Consider the following 17,078-nt stretch of genomic DNA (forward strand, 5'->3'; position numbering starts at 1 on the left):
GTTCGAAAAAGCTTTTGATCTGGGCGTTTCGATGTCGGAACCCCTGGCCACAATGGGGGTATGACGCAGTTCGCCGCAGCCCTCGCCGACCTCGCCGACGCGCTCGCCGGCGTGGTCGCCGCGGCGTTCGCCGATGACGGGTTGCGTGCCTGTGACGACGGCGAGGTGCTGTCGGCGCTCGCGGGCGCGGCTCGGGTGCACCGCGGCGTCGAGGCCGTCATGGTCGAGGCCGTGGCGCAGCTGCAGGCGCGCGACGACCTTCGGCCCCACCCCGACCGGGCGACGACGCGGTACGGGTGCCGCAACCTCAGCGAGCTCGTACAGCGGGCCACGCGCCTGTCGGGGCGCAGCGCGGCCGATCTCGCCGCCGCGGCCGGCGTGGTGCAGCGCAGCACCGCGCCGTCGACGGGAGAGCTGCTGCCTGCGACGTTCCCGTGCATGCGCGACGCGCTCGCGGCGGGGCAGGTGGGCGTCGATGCGGTCGTCGCGGTGGCCTCGGCATTCCGTCGCGTCGGCGTGGGTCGGGTCGAGATGCTCGCCGCCGACGAAGAGCTCGCGGCCGCGGCAGCCGGTGCGGGGCCGGATGCCGCAGGCCCGGCCTCGGCCGACGAGCTGCGCGCGCTCGCACAGGTGTGGGCGGCCTACCTCGATCCCGATGGCGCTGAGCCCGTCGAGGCGAGGGCGCTGCGCAAGCGGGGACTCACGGTGGGGCGACGCGACGGTGACGGGCTGGTCCCGGTGCGCGGCAATCTCCTGCCCGAAGTCGCCGCGCAGCTGCGACTCGGGTTCGACAGCGTGCTGAACCCTCGTGTGGACGCCGCGCCCGCGATGGGCGGCCCGTGCTTCACTGACGCCGACGCCGACAGTGACCACGACTGCGGCGCGCCGTCCGAGGATGCCGCCGATTCGCGCACCCGCAAGCAGAAGCAGCACGATGCGCTGGCCGTGCTGCTGGCGGCAGCGGTGGCATCCGGTGAACTGCCCATGCTCGGTGGCGCCGCACCGACACTGGTCGTGGCCGTGCGCGAACAAGACCTCGCGTCGGGGCGCGGGTACGCGCACCTCCCCGGCGGCGACGAGCCGGTCTCGATCGCGGCGGCCCGGCACATCGCCTGCGCGGGTGCGGTGCAGCGGGTCGTGCTCGGCGCGGCCGGTCGGATCGTGTCGATGCGGACGCTCGACCGCGTGTTCAACCATCACCAGCGCCGGGCCATCACCCTGCGTGACGGCGGATGCCTCATCCCCGGGTGTCAGGTGCCGCCGCAGTGGTGCGAAGTGCATCACGTCGAGGAGCATTCGCGGGGTGGGTCGACGCACACCGACAACGGGGTCCTGCTGTGCTGGTTCCACCATCGCACCATCGACTCCGGCGGGTGGCAGGTGGCGATGGTCGAGGGGGTGCCGTACGTGAAGGGCCCGTACTGGTGGGATGCCGAGGTGAAGTGGCGGCCGGCCACGAAGTCCCCGACCAGACAGCGAGATCAGATCGCGCTGCGCATCTGACCACGTCGCTGTCGGCAGTGATCGGATGCGGCCAAACGCGGCGCGATCGGCGCGATCGGCGCGACCGGCGCGACCGGCGCGATCGGCGCGATCGGCGCGATCGGCGCGATCGGCGCGAACACCGCGAACACCGCGAACGCCGTGAGTGCCGCGATGTCGGGGGCCGGTGCGTGCCGCGATGTCGGGGCCGGTGCGTGATGTCCGACGGGCATGAGGGGGTCCGGACCGTTACGAGCCGGGCAGTTCGAGCTCGTACACCTCGTCGTAGTCCTGGTACGTCACCGTGACCGTGACGGGCCGGTCGATCACCGCGGGCGGCAGCCTGAACACGTGCGTCGTCGGTCCCATGTCCGCGGTGCAGGGGTTGTTCGGCGACGGCCCGAACTCGACCTCCACCTCGCCGCTGCCCCGCACCTGCGGTGCCGACGGGACCGGCGGACAGCTGCCGCTGCCCATCGTGATGATCGCGAACTCGTCGTCGTCGATCCAGCCTGCGGAGGGCTCGCCGCTGAGGGGGTCGGGCATCGGGCCCTCCCAGTCGTCGGGGATCCCACGAATCGTCTGGTCGGCGCCCGAGCCGGAGCACCCGGTCAGCGCGAGCAGTGCGAGCACGACGGCCGCGATCGGTGGCGCGGCGGCCCGCCGACCCGGCCGCGTCACAGGCTCAGCCGCACCAGCAGCGTCTCGCCGGCGCTGGAGATGATGTGCAGCTGCCACGGCGGTCATAGCCGCGAGCCTAGAGGTCGGCCGCGGTCGCCGTCACGCTTCCGCGAGTCCAAGCGCCGCACCTGACCGCCGTCGCGCCTGCCCCGGCCGCTCGCTGTCAGAGCGCGTCCACGACGGCTCCGCCGAACACCGCCACGGCCGCGAGCGCCACACCGGCGACGCCCAGCGCGGCGATGGCGAAGACCAGGATGTTCCCGCCGATCGTGAGGAGCAGGGCCGCGCCGCGCGAGAGCTCACGGCGACGGGGAACCGGGATCGACGAGGTGGTGAAGGCCATGATCCGACGCTACGGACGTGCACACGCCGGCGCGTCCACCCACGGTCGCATCGTCCTCCGCCGGAGGGATGATCCCGGATGCCTCGCGCTCTGCGGCCAGCGCGGCGCAACGGAAGAAGGCTCTGCGACGAAGTGTCGACCTCGGCCGATCCCGGACGACGCCCGGAGTGAGGTTGGCATCGGCCCGCCCGCAACGGAAGGATCACACCATGAAGTACATGATGTTCGTCGTCTCCTCGCTCGAGCCCGACACCGAGCCCGACCAGTCCGACGTGGACCTGTGGGTCGACCCGCTCGACGCCAGCGGCAAGCGGATCATCGGCGAGGTGCTGGCCCCGGTGTCCGACTCCACCGTGGTCAAGGTGCGCGGCGGCAAGGTGCTCACCGCGCGCGGGCCCTTCGCCGAGACGACCGAGGTGATCCTCGGCTTCGACATCCTCGAGGTCGACGACCTCGACGAGGCGATCGAGATCGCGTCGAAGCACCCGATGGCCCGCAACGGCCAGATCGAGCTGCGCCCGTTCATGCAGTGGCCCGACGGGGACAGCGCCGCTGCGGGCGACTGACACCCGGCATCCGAGAGCAAGGAAGGGTGGGCCCCGCGGGACGGGGGCCCACCCTTCCGGCCGCTCGGCGCGTCAGCCGCGCAGCGACGCGATCTCGAACAGCGTCGTCGTGCCCGACACCTCATTGCCGACGGCGATGAGCGGCGTCCCGGTCGCCGACGCGGCAGCCGGGATGAACGCGATGCCCTCGGGACCGAGGTCGCCGGCGGCGGCGAGGTCGCCGCCGTCCTCGACCGACACCGAGAAGTCGCGGTTGTTGACATAGGTGACGAAGTGGGATGCCGCGGGCTCGGTCACATCGAACACCGCGATGCCGCCGATCCGCTCGAAGCCGATGAACGCGTACGTGCGACCGTCGACCTCACCGAGCGCGACCCCCTCCGGCTCCGGACCCTTGTCGTCGCTGCGGCCCTCGAAGTTCGACTCGGAGTGATTGGAGTTCACGAAGCCGGGAACGGCGGCTGCGGTGAGCTCCTCGAAGGCCGAGCCGGAGTCGAAGACCAGGTCGCCGGCGTCGCTCCAGATCGAGAACGACCGGCCGCCGAAGGCGTAGAGCTCCTGGTAGCAGCCGGCGTCTGCGTCGAACCCGTCCTCGATCGTGACGTTGAGGCGGCCGAGGTCGGCGTCGCCGAGCGCGCCGGCGAGCGGGCCGGTGCTGCAGACCGGGCCGGAGCCGTCCTCCGCGAGGTTCTTCACGCGCGAGACCTCGCTGTACTCGCCCCACTCGCGCGCGTCGCCCTCGTTCGCCGTGACGAGGTACGTCCGACCGTCGGCGGTGTAGGACTGCAGCCCGTCGGGCATGGAGAGGCTCTTCAGGCCGGGATAGGCGCGCAGCGCGAACGCGTCGTCGCGGTCGCTGGGGTCGAGCGCGTTCGCGCCGAGGCCCAGGTCCTTCGCGCCCAGCGGCAGGATGTCGGTCACCCGCGCGCTCGGGATCTGCACGACCGCGATCGCGTTAGCCTCCTGCAGCGCGACGTACGCGGTGTTGCCCTCGACGGCGATGTACTCGGGCTCGAGGTTGCGGCTGACCGGGTGGTCGTCGCCGTGCGGCTGCGGGCCGAAGACGCGCACGCCCTCGGGGAGCGTCGCCGTGCCGTCGGCCTCATACGCGTGGAAGTCGGCGGTCTTGACGTCCTTCTGCGCGGGTGCGGCGACCCGGTTCGGGAGCTTGACGACGCTCACCGATCCCTCGGGGTCGACGGAGAAGTCGTCGGCCGGCTCGCCCTCGTTGGCGACGAGGGCGTACTTTCCGTCCGGCGCGATCGCGACCATGTCGGGGAGCGCTCCGACCTGGACGGTGCCGAGGACGGCGGAGGCGGCATCCGTCGCCCGTGCGTCGAAGAAGAGCAGGTGACCGGGGTCGGTCTTGGTCGGCGCCTCGATGGCGACCACGCCCAGGCCGTCGGCGCGGACGGCGACCGAGTTCGCGACGCCGTCGGAGCCCAGCGCGAACTCCTCCGTCATCGCGGACGGGTCGGAGTAGTCCAGCACGCTCACCGATCCGGCGAGCGCGTTGACCACGAACAGGCGGTCGCCGTGCGCGGCGACGATCTCGGCCGCCCCCTCGTCGAACACGCCGGTCTCGAAGGTGCCGACCGGAGCCAGCGCGATCGCGGCGTCCTGCGCCGAGAGGACGATCGGGTCGGGGACGACGGCGGCCGTGGCGGTGAGCGGCGTCAGCGCGACGGCGCACGCGGCGACGGTGGTCGCGGCGAGCGCGGCGACACGGCGGGGAGCAGAGGAAGGCATCGGGTTCCTTGTCGGCAGGGGGATCGGGAGCACGCACACGGTGCACCACGTGACTATCCCGGCACGGTTTCGGTGCGGTGAACGGCCGGCGAACAGGCGACCGCCCATCCAGTCGCTGGTCCACCTAGCAGATACAAGGACGTCCATGTAAAATCAGCACAGTGCTGATGTCGGCACGATCGCGCTGATCAGGATGCCTCACGAGGGCGTCGCTGCATCACTGAAGGAGCAATGGTGTCCACGATCACCCCTCTCACGCCCGCCCTCACGACCGAGGAGCGCGAAGCGATCCTCGAGGCCGTCCGCGAATTCGCCGAGACGCAGCTCGCGCCGCACGCCCTGGAGTGGGACGCGCAGTCGCACTTCCCCCGCGAGACGCTGGGCCGGGGCGGCGAGCTCGGACTCGGCGGCATTTACGTCCGCGAGGACGTCGGCGGCTCGGGCCTGTCGCGCTCGGACGCCGCGGCCATCTTCGAGGAGCTCGCCCAGGGCGACACCGCGATCGCCGCGTACATCTCCATCCACAACATGGTGGCGTGGATGATCGACACCTACGGCACCGAGGCGCAGCGCACCGAGTGGCTGCCGCTCCTCACGTCCATGTCGGGCTTCGGCAGCTACTGCCTCACCGAGCCGGGTGCGGGATCGGATGCCGCGGCCATCACGACGAGCGCGATCCGCGACGGCGACGAGTTCGTGCTGACCGGCGTCAAGCAGTTCATCTCGGGCGGGGGCGAGGCATCCGTCTACATCGTCATGGCACGCACCGGCGAGCCGGGTGCCCGCGGGATCACGGCGTTCCTCGTGCCCGCCGGCACCGCCGGCCTGTCGTTCGGCGCGATCGAGCACAAGATGGGGTGGAACGCGCAGCCCACGCGGCAGGTGATCCTCGACGAGGTGCGCGTGCCCGCGGCGAATGTCCTCGGCGGCGAGGGTCAGGGGTTCAAGATCGCGATGTCGGCCCTGGACGGCGGCCGCATCAACATCGCGGCGTGCTCGCTCGGCGGCGCGCAGTGGGCCCTCGACCGCGCCGTCGCCTACGTGCAGGAGCGGTTCACGTTCGGCGAGCCGCTGGCCGAGAAGCAGGCCCTGGTCTTCGCGCTCGCCGACATGGCCACCGAGCTCCGTGCCGCACGGGCCCTCGTGCGCGACGCGGCGGCGGCGCTGGACGCGAAGGCACCCGACGCGTCGATGCAGTGCGCGATGGCCAAGCGATTCGCCACCGACGCCGGCTTCACCGTCGCGAACCAGGCCCTGCAGCTGCACGGCGGGTACGGATACCTTCACGACTACGGCATCGAGAAGGTGGTGCGCGACCTGCGCGTGCACCAGATCCTCGAGGGCACGAACGAGATCATGCGCGTGATCATCGGCCGCCAGCTGCTCGCGCACTGACGCCCCCTCGATCCCACGCACCGACGAAGAGGTCCGACATGAAGATCGCATTCCTGGGGCTCGGCCACATGGGCCTGCCCATGGCGAAGAACCTCGCCGCGACCGGTCACGAGGTGGTCGGCTTCGACGTCGCCCCTGCCGCGGTCGCCGCGGCGGGTGAGGCCGGACTCGCCACGGCCGATTCGGGGACGGATGCCGCCACCGGCGCCGACGTCGTCATCACGATGTTCCAGACCGGCGCGCAGGTGCTCGACGCCTACCGGGGCGCGGGCGGCGGGCCGGGACTGCTGGAGGTCGCGGCATCCGGCGCGCTCTTCATCGACTGCTCGACGATCGCCGTCGACGAGGCCCGCGCCGCGCACACGCTCGCCGAGGAGGCCGGGCGCCGGTCGCTGGACGCGCCGGTGTCGGGCGGCGTCGTGGGCGCCGAGAACGCCACACTCGCCTTCATGGTGGGCGGCACCGATGAGGACTTCGAGGCCGCGCGGCCGCTGCTGGAGGCGATGGGGCGGCGGGTCGTGCACTGCGGCGGCGCGGGCCTCGGGCAGGCGGCCAAGGTGTGCAACAACATGATCCTCGCGGTGTCGCAGATCGCGGTCGCCGAGGCGTTCGTGCTGGGGGAGCGGCTTGGGCTCTCGCACCAGGCGCTGTTCGACGTCGCGTCCAACGCGTCGGGGCAGTGCTGGGCGCTGACCACGAACTGCCCGGTGCCCGGCCCTGTGCCCACGAGCCCTGCCAACCGCGACTACCAGCCGGGGTTCGCCGGGGCGCTGATGAACAAGGACCTCGGCCTCGCCGAGCATGCCATCGCCGCCACCCGCGTGGACGCGCGCATGGGCATGCTCGCCCGCGAGATCTACCAGGCCTTCGCCGCCGGCGACGGCGCAGGGCAGGACTTCTCCGGCATCATCAACACCATCCGCGCCGAGTCCGCCTGACGACCGGGCCGCCTCCGCCCCGATCGCCACGCGCCGGACTCTGGTGGAATGTTCACGACCCTCGACGAAAGCGGAGCGATGACCGAATACGAGACGATCCTGGTCGAGACGCGCGGACGCGTCGGTTGGATCACCCTCAACAGGCCGGACGCGCTCAACGCGCTCAACACGCAGGTCTGCCGCGACGTCGTCGCCGCGGCAGCCGCCTTCGACGCCGACGAGCACATCGGGGCGATCGTCGTCACGGGCTCGGAGCGCGCCTTCGCGGCGGGGGCGGACATCAAGGAGATGGAGTCGAAGTCCGGGCTGGAGATGGTCATGACCGACCACTTCGGCGGATGGGCCGACTTCGCGAAGGTGCGCACCCCGGTGATCGCCGCCGTCTCGGGCTACGCGCTCGGCGGCGGGTGCGAGCTGGCCATGATGTGCGACATCATCCTCGCCGCCGACACGGCGAAGTTCGGCCAGCCCGAGATCAACCTCGGCGTGATCCCCGGCATGGGCGGCTCGCAGCGGCTCGTGCGGGCGGTCGGGTACTACAAGGCCGCCGAGCTCATCCTCACGGGCCGGATGATGGATGCCGCCGAGGCCGAGCGCTCGGGACTCGTCTCACGCGTCGTCCCGGCGGCCGAACTGCGGGACGAGGCGCAGAAGACCGCGGAGTCGATCGCCGCGAAGAGCCTGCCGTCGCTGTACGCCGCGAAAGCCGTGCTCGACGCCGCGCTGGAGTCGTCCCTCGCCGAGGGCCTGCGCCTCGAGCGCCACGTGTTCGCCGGCCTCTTCGACACCGCCGACCAGAAGGAGGGCATGGCCGCCTTCCGCGAGAAGCGTGCCCCCGACTTCCACGGCCGCTGAGCCGAGCTGCGGCGCGGCGGGCGCTCGCGGGCGGCTAGAGGGGCTCCGGCTGCGGGCGCGGGTCGGTGAAGTCGCCGGCGTCCTTGCGGAAGCGCGCGATGATGCGCACCAGCTCGGTCGTGTCGTCGTCGGAGAGGCCCGGGCTCTCGAACACCTCGGTGTTCAGGGCCGTGGTCGCGCGCTCGACGAGCTCGCGCCCGGAGTCCGTGAGCACCAGCATCGCCGCCCTGCCGTCGTCGGGATGCGGCTCGCGCGACACCAGGCCGTCGCGTGCGAGCCGGTCGACCGTGTTCGTCACGCTCGTCGGGTGCACCTGCAGGCGCGCGATCGCGCTGGCCATCGGCATCCGTCCCTCCCGCGTGAAGCCGAGCAGTCGCAGCATCTCGTACCGTGCGAACGACAGGCCGAACGGCTTCAGCGTGGCGTCGATGCGCGCGAACAGCAGCTGCTGAGCCCGGATGATCGACGTGACGGCGGTCATGCCCGCGGCCGCCGGCTCCCAGCCGTGGGCGATCCACTGACGCTTGGCCTCGGCGATCGGATCGACCGGAAGGCGCTTGGGTGCTGCCATGACGACCTCCTGGATCCACCGTACCGGGCGGCGTCCGGACGGGCGTGCGCGCCGGCCGGGCGACGGCGTCTATGTATACACACAGCGGTCGTCCGCCCGGTCCGACCGGGCGCCCGTCCCTGGATTGGGTACATTCCAGGCCGCGCCATAGACTCGTGCCCAGCGTGAGGAGATCGTCATGAAGATCGTCGTCCTGGTCAAGGAAGTCCCGGATACGTACGGGGATCGGAAGCTGTCGCTGGAGACGGGGCTGGCTGATCGGGAGGCATCCGATCGGGTGCTGGACGAGATCGGCGAGCGGGCACTCGAGGTGGCGCTGTCGTACGCCGACAAGACGCCCGGGACCGAGGTCGTGGTGGTGTCGATGGCGTCGCAGGCGGCGTCGGCGACGGTGCGCAAGGGTTTGGCGATGGGGGCGGCGTCGGCGGTGCAGGTGATCGACGACGCACTGCTCGGTGCCGACATGGGGCTCACGGCGGAGGTGCTGGCGGCGGTGCTGCAGCGCACCGGGTTCGACCTGGTGATCGCGGGCAACCAGTCCACGGACGGCTCGGGCGGGGTGGTGCCGTCGATGATCGCGGAGATCCTCGACGTTCCCAGCGCCACGTACCTGAACTCGGTGGAGATCGGTGCGGACGCGGTGTCGGGCACGCGGGCCTCCGACGGTGCGACGAAGCAGGTGGTGGCACCGCTCCCGGCGGTGATCTCGATCACCGAGGCGCTTCCGGACGCGCGGTTCCCGAACTTCAAGGGCATCATGGCGGCCAAGAAGAAGCCGTTCGAGACGCTGTCGCTGGCCGAGCTGGAGATCGACGCGCACGACCCCGACGCGTCTCGCTCGATCGTGATCGCGCTGAGCGAGAAGCCGCCGCGCGAGGCGGGCGTGAAGATCGTCGACGAGGGCGACGCGGGCGAGAAGCTCGCGGAGTTCCTCATCCAGAACCGGCTGGCGTGAGGTGCGTGTGATGACGTTTGCAGATGACTCCATCGTGGTCCTCCTGGACACCACCCCGTCGGGCGGGCTGGCCAAGTCCGCCGCGGAGGTGCTGGGGGCTGCCGCCTCGGTGGGCACGCCGGTCGCGGTGGTGGTGGGCGATGCGGCGCTGGCGGCGGATGCCGCGGCGCTGGGTGCGGCGCAGGTGCTGGTCGCCCCTCCCGGTGAGGGGCTGACGGTTCCGGTCGTGGACGCATTGACGGCGGCGGCGGATCTGGTCCGCCCGGACGCGGTCCTGGTGTCGCACTCGATCGAGGGCCGCGATGTCGCGGGTCGTTACGCGGCCCGCACCCGGTCGGGCATCGCGGTGGACGCGGTCGGTGTCTCGCGGGATGCGGAGGGCGTGGTCGCGCACCACTCCGTGTACGGCGGTGCGTACAACGTGGAATCCGCGGTGACGTGGGGTGCGCCGGTGATCACGATCCGGCAGGGATCGGTGGATGCCCGCGCCGATGCGGTCGACGGTGTCGAGGCGGAGCCGCTCGAGGTGCGTGCCTCCGGACGGAAGGCGGCGACGGTCACGTCGGTCGATCAGGCGGTGGTGTCGTCGTCGCGTCCGGAGCTGCGCGGCGCGGTGAAGGTCGTCTCCGGCGGGCGCGGTCTCGGATCGGGGGAGAAGTTCGCCCTGGTCGAGCAGCTCGCCGACACGCTGGGCGCGGCGGTGGGCGCGTCGCGCGCCGCGGTGGACGCCGGGTATGTGCCGCAGACGTATCAGGTCGGGCAGACCGGGGTGTCGGTGTCGCCGCAGCTGTATGTCGCGCTCGGGATCTCCGGCGCGATCCAGCACAAGGCGGGGATGCAGACGGCGAAGACGATCGTCGCGATCAACAAGGACGCGGATGCCCCGATCTTCGAGATCGCCGATTTCGGGGTGGTCGGCGACGTGTTCCAGGTCGTGCCGCAGCTGATCTCCGCGCTCGAGGCGAAGAAGGCGTAACCCGGGATGGCCACGTACGGTTCTGCGGTGCGGCGCGGGCTGCCCAGGGTGCCCGGCGGCGAGCCGTGGCCGCCCGCCGGCGACGCTCCGGTCCCCAACGGGGACGGCGGGGGAGAGGTCGTCCCGTCGCTCAGCGTCCAGACTGGTTCGGTCGCCGCGGCATCGTCGGCGGCCGTGACCCAGTCCGCTCCCGCCCCGGCCGCCGAGCCTGCCGCGAGCCCCTCGGCCGGGGCGGAGACCGGTGGGACGAGCTCCGTGGCCGGTGCGGCGAGCTCCCTGGTCGGTGGCGGGGAACGCGCGATCCGCCGCGGTCTGCCGCGCGTCCCGGGCGGCGAGCCCTGGCCGCCGGCATCCGTCGCCGCCGCTGCGGCGGCTCCCGTCGCTCCCGCCGCGGCGGCTCCCGCCGCTCCCGTCGCCGCCGCTCCCGCGGCCGCTCCCGTCGCCGCCGCTCCCGCGGCCGCCCCGGAGGCCGCGACCCCCGCCGACGAAGCACCCGAAGCGCGCGACCTCGCCGCCTCCGCTGCGGCGGTGGCGCAGCCACCGGCGGTGGCCGCCGACGGGGCGAAGCCGCTGCGTCGCGGACTGCCGCGTGTGGCCGGCGGCGAGCCGTGGCCGCCGGCAGGTCTCGCGCCCGCCGCCCGGGCCGCCACCGCCGGAGCAGCTGACGCCGAGGACGCGGTGGCGGCGCCGGTCGAGGCATCCGTCGACACCCCGACGCCCGTCGCGACGCCGGCGCTGCCCGAGACCCCGGTGGCGGCATCCGTCGTCCCGGCTGTCCCCGCCGCGGCGGTGACGCCCAGCAGGGTTCCGCTGTCGCAGCCGCTGCCGTTCACGAGGACGGTGTGGGAGGGCGCGGCCGCGCGCACCCGCCCGGCGCCCCGGGTCGAGCCGCAGCGGATCGGCCCCTTCACGAAACTGCAGTGGGCGGGGGCGGTGGTCGTCGGCGGTGCCGGGCTGCTGTTCGCGGCGGCGCTGGCGGTCGCGCTGGTGCGGTTCCTGCTGTCGACGCCGTGGGGGATGGACTTCCTCGCGGCGTACCCCGGCGAGTACCACCTGCCCGAGGGCGCGCCGGTCGGGTTCCCGGCGTGGCTGGGGTGGCAGCACTTCTTCAACGTGTTCCTGATGGTGCTGATCATCCGCACCGGCCTGCAGGTGCGCACCGAGAAGCGGCCGAGCGTGTTCTGGTCGCCGCGCAGCAACAACCGCCGCAAGATCAGCCTGAACCTGTGGTTCCACCAGTCACTGGACATCCTGTGGCTGGTCAACGGCGTGATCTTCGTGGTGCTGCTGTTCCTCACCGGGCAGTGGATGCGGATCGTGCCGACGTCGTGGGAGGTGTTCCCCAACGCGGTCTCGGCGGGCCTGCAGTACGTGTCGCTGGACTGGCCCACCGAGAACGGCTGGGTGAACTACAACGCGCTGCAGCAGCTGGCGTACTTCGTCACGGTGTTCCTGGCCGCGCCGCTGGCCGCGATCACCGGGGTGCGGATGTCGGGGGTGTGGCCGAAGAACGCGACGGGGCTCAACAAGGCGTACCCGGTGGAGTGGGCCCGCGCGGTGCACTTCCCGGTGATGCTGTACTTCGTGGCGTTCATCGCGGTGCACGTGTTCCTGGTGTTCGCGACCGGGGCGCTGCGCAACCTGAACCACATGTACGCCGCGCAGGGCTCGACCGACCCGAACGCGTACGCCGACAACTGGACCGGGTTCTGGTTCTTCACCGCCTCGCTCGTCGTCATCGCCGCCGCGTGGATCGCCGCCCGCCCGCTCGTGCTCGCACCCATCGCCCGCCTCTTCGGCAAGGTGAGCGGCCGCTGACGCACGGCTGACGGTCGGGCGCTCGCGCGCCCGCAGCGGCCCAGGACCGTGCGCCGGTCGTAGCCTGGTCAGGGCTCGACGACGAGGCCGGCGAGATCGGCCAGTGCGGGCGCCATGAGCTGCAGCTGCTCGGGCGAGATCGTGGCACCGCGCAGTCCCGCCATGCCGATGACCTGGCCGAGGTCGGCTCCTCGCAGATCGACGTCCCTAGCCCGCGATCCCGACACGCCACGTCCCGATGGCGGGGGCCGTTCCCATCCTGGGTCACCAGCCCGCCCGAGGGCGGCCCGGCCTGGGGGATAACCCGAACCGAGGTCTCCGGCTTCCTCTGGCGCGCCGCGCGCCCCGCGCGCCTACCGTAAGGGGCATGACCTCCTCGGACACTTCCCACTCCCGCCCGGTGACGCGGCCGGCCCAGGTGGCGGGCGCGATCGCGCAGCTCGCCGCACTCGGCGTCATCGGCGCCGCGGTGTTCTCGCTCCTCTTCTCGATGCTCGGCCTCGGCATCGGGCTGCTGTTCGTCCTCGGCGTCGGCCTGCTGGTGCTCTTCGCGCTCGTCTACGTGCTGTACGCCGTCGGCTGGCTCGAGACGCAGCGCGTCGACGGGCTCTACCGGTTCGGGCTCGCGGCACCCCGGCCCCGGTCGAGCGGCCGGCCCGGCTTCGGCGGCTTCCTCCGCACGGTGTGGCTGCAGGCGATCGACCTCTCCACGTGGCGCGCGATCGCGAACCTCGCGATCGCGACGATCCTCGGCTGGGTCGTGGTCGCCCTCGCGGGGCTGCTCGTGTCGGGCGTCGTGCTGGCCTTCGCGCCGCTCTTCGCGGATGCCAGTGCCGTGCGCCTCGCACGCACCGGCATCGACGTGCCGCTCTCGTGGGCGCTGCCGGTCGGCATCCTCGCGGTGCTCGTCTCCGCCGCCGGCCTCGTCGGGCTGGGCGTCCTCCACGGCGTCATCTCGCGCGCCGTCATGGTGCCCTCGCGCGAGGCCCAGCTCGCGGCCGCCGCGCGCGCCTCGAGCCTGCAGCACGCCGGTGCCGTGCGCGCCGCCGACGTGGAGCGCACGCGCATCGAACGCGACCTTCACGACGGGGTGCAGCCTCGGCTGGTGTCCGTCGGCATGACGCTCGGACTGGCGCAGCAGAAGATCGACGCCGACCCCGAGGCCGCGAAGGCGCTGATCAGCGAGGCCCACACCTCGACGAAGGCCGCCATCACCGAGCTGCGGCAGCTCGCCCGCGGCATCCACACCTCCGTCCTCGACGATCGGGGCCTCGACGCCGCACTGTCGGCGCTGGTCGCCCGGTCGGTGGTCCCGGTGCACACCGACGTGCGGCTCGACGGCCGCTGCAGTCGCGACACCGAGGCGGCGGCGTACTTCGTGATCGCCGAGGCGCTGACGAACGCCGCCAAGCACTCCCGGGCCACCGAAGTCCGTGTCGTGGTGCGGCTGCGCGAGCCGGGGGTCCTGTGGGCGCGCGTCGAGGACAACGGCGTCGGCGGCGCGCGCGTCGTCCCCGGCGGCGGTCTGGACGGCATCGTCAACCGCGTCCTCGCCGCGGGCGGCGAAGCCCGCATCGACAGCCCCGCCGGCGGCCCCACCAGCGTGGAGGTGAGCATCCCGTGCGCATCCTGATCGTCGAAGACTCCGCGCTGCTGCGCGCCGGCCTCGTGCGCGTGCTCGAGGACGCCGGGCACGAGGTGGCCGCCGCGCTCCCCGACGCCTCGCACCTCGACGAGACGGTGGACCGGACCGCCCCCGAGCTGTGCATCCTCGACGTGCGGCTTCCGCCGACCTGGACCGACGAAGGCATCCGCGCCGCGCTGTCGCTGCGTGCGCGGCTTCCCGAGCTGGCGGTCCTCGTGCTGTCGCAGTACGTGGAGGAGCGCTACGCCGCAGACCTCATCTCGTCCAGCGGCGGCGCGCTCGGCTACCTCCTCAAGGACCGCGTCGCCGACGTGACCGAGTTCCTCGAGGCGATCGACCGCATCGGGTCCGGGGCCACCGTGCTGGACCCCGAGGTCGTCGCGCAGCTGCTCAGCCGCAGGAAGCGGGATGAGCGGATGCTGCGGCTCACCGAGCGCGAGTCCTCCGTGCTCGCCCTGATCGCGGAGGGCCGCTCCAACCAGGCCATCGCCAAGACACTCCACGTCAGCGAGGGCAGCGTCGAGAAGCACATCACCGCGGTCTTCCAGAAGCTGGACCTCGAACCCGACGAATCGGGCAACCGCCGCGTCCTCGCGGCGCTCGCCCACCTCGAGCACGGCGGCACCACGCCGCCCGGCATCACACCAGGCGGCCGCGCGCCGCAGACAGGAACGAACCGATGAGCACCACCATGACCCCGCCTCCTCCGCCCTCCTCCGCCGTCCCGGATCGGCCCGCCGATGCGCCGCCGCCCTCCAGCGGGTCGCGCGTCGTCGCGATCGTGCTGATCGTGTTCGGGGGACTGGTGCTCCTCGGCGCGATGATCTCGGCGGCCGTGGGCACGATCGCCTCGGCGTCCGTGTCCACCTCGACCCGCACGGTCGACGTCGCGGATATCGACCAGCTCGACGTGGACGCCGCCGCCGGCACGCTCCAGGTGGAGTTCACCGACGTCGCCGAGGCCGAGCTCGAGGTCACGAGCTCGTGGGGCGCCGACGTGTGGCGGTTCGAGCGTCAGGGCGACACCCTCGAGGTCGCGTCCCCCGACCGGTTCGGCTGGTTCGGCTGGGGCGGGTGGTTCGGCGACCAGCGGACGGATGCCGTGCTGCGCCTGCCTGTCGCACTCGAGGGCCTCGACGCCGACGTCTCGCTGTCGGCCGGTGAGTTCGTCACCGACGGCGAGTTCGGTGCGCTGGACATCTCACTGGCAGCCGGATCGTTCGACGTGACGGGCTCGGCCGAGACGCTCACGGCGGACATGAGTGCCGGCCGGGGCAACCTCGAGCTCGAGGACGTCGGCACGGCCGTGCTGACGGTGAGCGCCGGCTCCATGGAGGCCCGGCTGACCGGCAGCCGCCCCGACTCGATCGACATGGACGTGAGCGCCGGATCGCTGCGGCTCACCGTCCCCGAAGGCGACTACGACGTGACCTCCGACGTGTCCGCCGGCGGGTTCGACAACGACCTCGGCTCGACGCCGGGTGCCGCCAGCACGATCACCGTCCAGGTCTCGGCGGGCGAGGTCGTGCTCCGGTCCGAGGGCTGAGCCCCGACCGCCCGACCCGCCGCCGCCTTCGGGCGGCGGCGGGTCGGGCGCGTCCGCGGACGCCTGCGCCGCGGGCTACGCGGGGTGACGGGCGACGGATGCCGCGCCGGCGGCGAAGCCCTCCGCATAGGCCTCGTCGGCGCCGAGGCGGAACATGTCGCGCTCGAGCGGGCGCACGATGGAACGGGCGCCGGGAAGGTCCAGCGGCCCGACGAGGTCGCCGCGACCGCGCACCACGGCGACGGGCAGGCGTGCGGCCTTGCCCTTGACGAGATCGGCGGCGGCGGCCAGCTCGTCGCCGACGCACGGCATGGTGACGACGAGCGGCCGGCCCTCGGCATCCGTCCCTCCGCGCAGGTCCTCGAAGACCAGCACGCCGCCGGCGCCGATCGCGTGATCGGTCTGGCCCTCGCGCCAGGCGCGGCCGAGCGTGTCGGAGACGATGACGCCCACCTCGACGCCCAGCCGCTCCCGCAGACCGCCGGCGATGGCGCGTGCCGACGCGTCGGGGTCGACGGGCAGCAGCAGGACGGTGCCCTCGGGAGTGTTCGACGCGTCGACGCCGGCTGCGGCCGACACCATGCCCAGGCGGTTCTCGACGATGCGGGTGGTGGCGCCGGTCGGGGAGGTGCGGGATGCCACGACCCGCACCGTCTCGGCGGTGATGGCGTCTTCGCGGTCGTCGGCGACGACGAAGCGCCCCTCGGCCTTCGACACGATCTTCGAGGTCACCACGAGGATGTCGCCGTCGGCGAGGTCGCCCGTCGCCGCTGTCGCGATGACGTCGACGAGGTCGGTCCCTGCGGTGATCTCGGGGATGCCGTCCAACGGCCAGACGGTGAGGCGGGTGCGAGCGGAGGCCATGGGTCCAGTCTTCCCGATCGCCGGCGGGTCATCGCCCGCGCCGGCTCCGGGCTCGTGGTGCCGCGCCGCGTCACGACGACGTCACGCACGTTCCGCGAACGACAGAGGGCGTGCCCGGCGGACCGGACACGCCCTCCGCCGAGCGCGGGCCGCGCGGGATCAGCGCACGAAGCGCACCTCGGTCAGCGTCTCGCCGAGGAAGGGCTCGGTGTGCGTCGCACCGTCGAGCGTGAAGCCGTTGCGCGTGTAGAACCGGTGCGCGCGGGGGTTGTCGTCGGCGACCCACAGGTACAGGCCCTCGGCGGGCTCGACGACCGAGTCGAAGAGCCGCTGGCCGATGCCGGTGCCGTGGTATGCGTCGAGCAGGTAGATGAAGTAGAGCTCGCGGAAGCGCGGGGCGTCCTTGTCGCGGGCGGGGCCGGACCCCGCGAATCCGACGATCTCGCCGTTGACGAGCGCGGCGAACATCTTGAACTCCGGGCCCTGGACGGCCCAGTGGGTCCAGAGCTCGGCGAGGCGCTTGGGGGAGACCGCCTCGAGGGCGGCCTTGCTGATCAGGTGGTCGTACGTCTCGTGCCAGCACGTCGCGTGGACGCGGCCGAGGGCCTCCGCGTCGACGTCGCGCACCGGACGGACGACGATGTCGGTCTGGGTTTCGGCTTCCATGGGCCAGACTCTACGCGGCCCCGGGCGA

19 protein-coding genes are annotated in these 17,078 nt (G+C 72.5%); 11 read left to right on the forward strand and 8 right to left on the reverse strand.

Annotated features, from left to right (window positions below; genetic code table 11):
- Nucleotides 1–60: 60 nt before the first annotated feature.
- Nucleotides 61–1,503: an HNH endonuclease signature motif containing protein gene (locus ACZBH1_RS08610; protein ID WP_463646145.1), complete on the forward strand. Its 1,443-nt coding sequence runs from the start codon at nucleotides 61–63 to the stop codon at nucleotides 1,501–1,503.
- On the opposite strand, the gene ACZBH1_RS08615 is transcribed toward ACZBH1_RS08610, so the two are convergent.
- The 3 genes from ACZBH1_RS08615 to ACZBH1_RS08625 form a co-directional block, all read right to left on the reverse strand.
- Nucleotides 1,482–1,634, reverse strand: coding sequence for a hypothetical protein (locus ACZBH1_RS08615; protein WP_463646146.1), 153 nt, complete (start codon nucleotides 1,632–1,634; stop codon nucleotides 1,482–1,484). The two genes, ACZBH1_RS08610 and ACZBH1_RS08615, sit on opposite strands and share 22 nt — an antisense overlap.
- A gap of 97 nt (nucleotides 1,635–1,731) precedes the next feature.
- A complete protein-coding gene (locus tag ACZBH1_RS08620; RefSeq protein ID WP_463646147.1) occupies nucleotides 1,732–2,163 on the reverse strand; it encodes a hypothetical protein in 432 nt (143 codons plus the stop codon).
- 163 nt (nucleotides 2,164–2,326) lie between these two features.
- The gene (locus tag ACZBH1_RS08625) at nucleotides 2,327–2,506 is read right to left on the reverse strand and encodes a hypothetical protein (protein WP_463646148.1); all 180 of its coding nucleotides are present in this window, start codon (nucleotides 2,504–2,506) and stop codon (nucleotides 2,327–2,329) included.
- A 209-nt stretch (nucleotides 2,507–2,715) separates the two neighbouring features.
- On the opposite strand from ACZBH1_RS08625, the gene ACZBH1_RS08630 reads away from it, so the two are divergent.
- Complete coding sequence (locus tag ACZBH1_RS08630; RefSeq protein WP_336394423.1) at nucleotides 2,716–3,072, forward strand: YciI family protein; 357 nt, start codon at nucleotides 2,716–2,718, stop codon at nucleotides 3,070–3,072.
- Nucleotides 3,073–3,144: 72 nt separating this feature from the next.
- Here ACZBH1_RS08630 and ACZBH1_RS08635 read toward each other — a convergent pair whose 3' ends face one another.
- Complete coding sequence (locus tag ACZBH1_RS08635) at nucleotides 3,145–4,821, reverse strand: choice-of-anchor I family protein (protein WP_463646149.1); 1,677 nt, start codon at nucleotides 4,819–4,821, stop codon at nucleotides 3,145–3,147.
- A gap of 231 nt (nucleotides 4,822–5,052) precedes the next feature.
- Between ACZBH1_RS08635 and ACZBH1_RS08640 the strand changes: the two genes are divergently transcribed.
- The 3 genes from ACZBH1_RS08640 (at nucleotide 5,053) to ACZBH1_RS08650 (ending at nucleotide 8,009) form a co-directional block, all read left to right on the forward strand.
- Nucleotides 5,053–6,216, forward strand: a complete 1,164-nt coding sequence (locus tag ACZBH1_RS08640) for an acyl-CoA dehydrogenase family protein (RefSeq protein WP_463646150.1) — start codon at nucleotides 5,053–5,055, stop codon at nucleotides 6,214–6,216.
- A gap of 38 nt (nucleotides 6,217–6,254) precedes the next feature.
- Complete coding sequence (gene mmsB / locus ACZBH1_RS08645; protein ID WP_463646151.1) at nucleotides 6,255–7,154, forward strand: 3-hydroxyisobutyrate dehydrogenase; 900 nt, start codon at nucleotides 6,255–6,257, stop codon at nucleotides 7,152–7,154.
- Nucleotides 7,155–7,232: 78 nt separating this feature from the next.
- Complete coding sequence (locus ACZBH1_RS08650) at nucleotides 7,233–8,009, forward strand: enoyl-CoA hydratase (protein ID WP_336394427.1); 777 nt, start codon at nucleotides 7,233–7,235, stop codon at nucleotides 8,007–8,009.
- A gap of 34 nt (nucleotides 8,010–8,043) precedes the next feature.
- Here the strand turns inward: ACZBH1_RS08650 and ACZBH1_RS08655 are convergent, their stop codons facing one another.
- A complete protein-coding gene (locus tag ACZBH1_RS08655; protein WP_336394428.1) occupies nucleotides 8,044–8,580 on the reverse strand; it encodes a MarR family winged helix-turn-helix transcriptional regulator in 537 nt (178 codons plus the stop codon).
- 178 nt (nucleotides 8,581–8,758) lie between these two features.
- Between ACZBH1_RS08655 and ACZBH1_RS08660 the strand changes: the two genes are divergently transcribed.
- Genes ACZBH1_RS08660 through ACZBH1_RS08670 form a run of 3 tightly spaced genes read left to right on the forward strand, consistent with a single transcriptional unit; the run spans nucleotide 8,759 to nucleotide 12,329 of the window.
- The gene (locus tag ACZBH1_RS08660; RefSeq protein ID WP_336394429.1) at nucleotides 8,759–9,535 is read left to right on the forward strand and encodes an electron transfer flavoprotein subunit beta/FixA family protein; all 777 of its coding nucleotides are present in this window, start codon (nucleotides 8,759–8,761) and stop codon (nucleotides 9,533–9,535) included.
- A gap of 10 nt (nucleotides 9,536–9,545) precedes the next feature.
- Nucleotides 9,546–10,511, forward strand: coding sequence for an electron transfer flavoprotein subunit alpha/FixB family protein (locus ACZBH1_RS08665; RefSeq protein WP_463646152.1), 966 nt, complete (start codon nucleotides 9,546–9,548; stop codon nucleotides 10,509–10,511).
- A 6-nt stretch (nucleotides 10,512–10,517) separates the two neighbouring features.
- Complete coding sequence (locus tag ACZBH1_RS08670) at nucleotides 10,518–12,329, forward strand: cytochrome b/b6 domain-containing protein (protein WP_463646153.1); 1,812 nt, start codon at nucleotides 10,518–10,520, stop codon at nucleotides 12,327–12,329.
- A 68-nt stretch (nucleotides 12,330–12,397) separates the two neighbouring features.
- Here the strand turns inward: ACZBH1_RS08670 and ACZBH1_RS08675 are convergent, their stop codons facing one another.
- The gene (locus ACZBH1_RS08675; RefSeq protein ID WP_452323522.1) at nucleotides 12,398–12,556 is read right to left on the reverse strand and encodes a hypothetical protein; all 159 of its coding nucleotides are present in this window, start codon (nucleotides 12,554–12,556) and stop codon (nucleotides 12,398–12,400) included.
- A 140-nt stretch (nucleotides 12,557–12,696) separates the two neighbouring features.
- Here ACZBH1_RS08675 and ACZBH1_RS08680 point away from each other — a divergent pair, with 140 nt between their 5' ends.
- Genes ACZBH1_RS08680 through ACZBH1_RS08690 form a run of 3 tightly spaced genes read left to right on the forward strand, consistent with a single transcriptional unit; the run spans nucleotide 12,697 to nucleotide 15,520 of the window.
- Complete coding sequence (locus ACZBH1_RS08680; protein WP_336394433.1) at nucleotides 12,697–13,962, forward strand: sensor histidine kinase; 1,266 nt, start codon at nucleotides 12,697–12,699, stop codon at nucleotides 13,960–13,962.
- Nucleotides 13,950–14,657, forward strand: coding sequence for a LuxR C-terminal-related transcriptional regulator (locus tag ACZBH1_RS08685; RefSeq protein WP_336394434.1), 708 nt, complete (start codon nucleotides 13,950–13,952; stop codon nucleotides 14,655–14,657). The genes ACZBH1_RS08680 and ACZBH1_RS08685 overlap by 13 nt, the downstream gene beginning before the upstream one ends.
- Nucleotides 14,654–15,520, forward strand: coding sequence for a DUF4097 family beta strand repeat-containing protein (locus tag ACZBH1_RS08690; RefSeq protein ID WP_463646154.1), 867 nt, complete (start codon nucleotides 14,654–14,656; stop codon nucleotides 15,518–15,520). The genes ACZBH1_RS08685 and ACZBH1_RS08690 overlap by 4 nt, the downstream gene beginning before the upstream one ends.
- 75 nt (nucleotides 15,521–15,595) lie before the next feature.
- Here ACZBH1_RS08690 and cofE read toward each other — a convergent pair whose 3' ends face one another.
- Both cofE and ACZBH1_RS08700 read right to left on the reverse strand, forming a co-directional pair.
- A complete protein-coding gene (gene cofE / locus ACZBH1_RS08695; protein ID WP_463646155.1) occupies nucleotides 15,596–16,384 on the reverse strand; it encodes a coenzyme F420-0:L-glutamate ligase in 789 nt (262 codons plus the stop codon).
- A gap of 159 nt (nucleotides 16,385–16,543) precedes the next feature.
- Complete coding sequence (locus ACZBH1_RS08700; protein ID WP_336394436.1) at nucleotides 16,544–17,050, reverse strand: GNAT family N-acetyltransferase; 507 nt, start codon at nucleotides 17,048–17,050, stop codon at nucleotides 16,544–16,546.
- Nucleotides 17,051–17,078 lie beyond the last annotated feature (28 nt).

The sequence above is a fragment of the Microbacterium sp. ZXT2-5 genome (genome assembly GCF_055329545.1).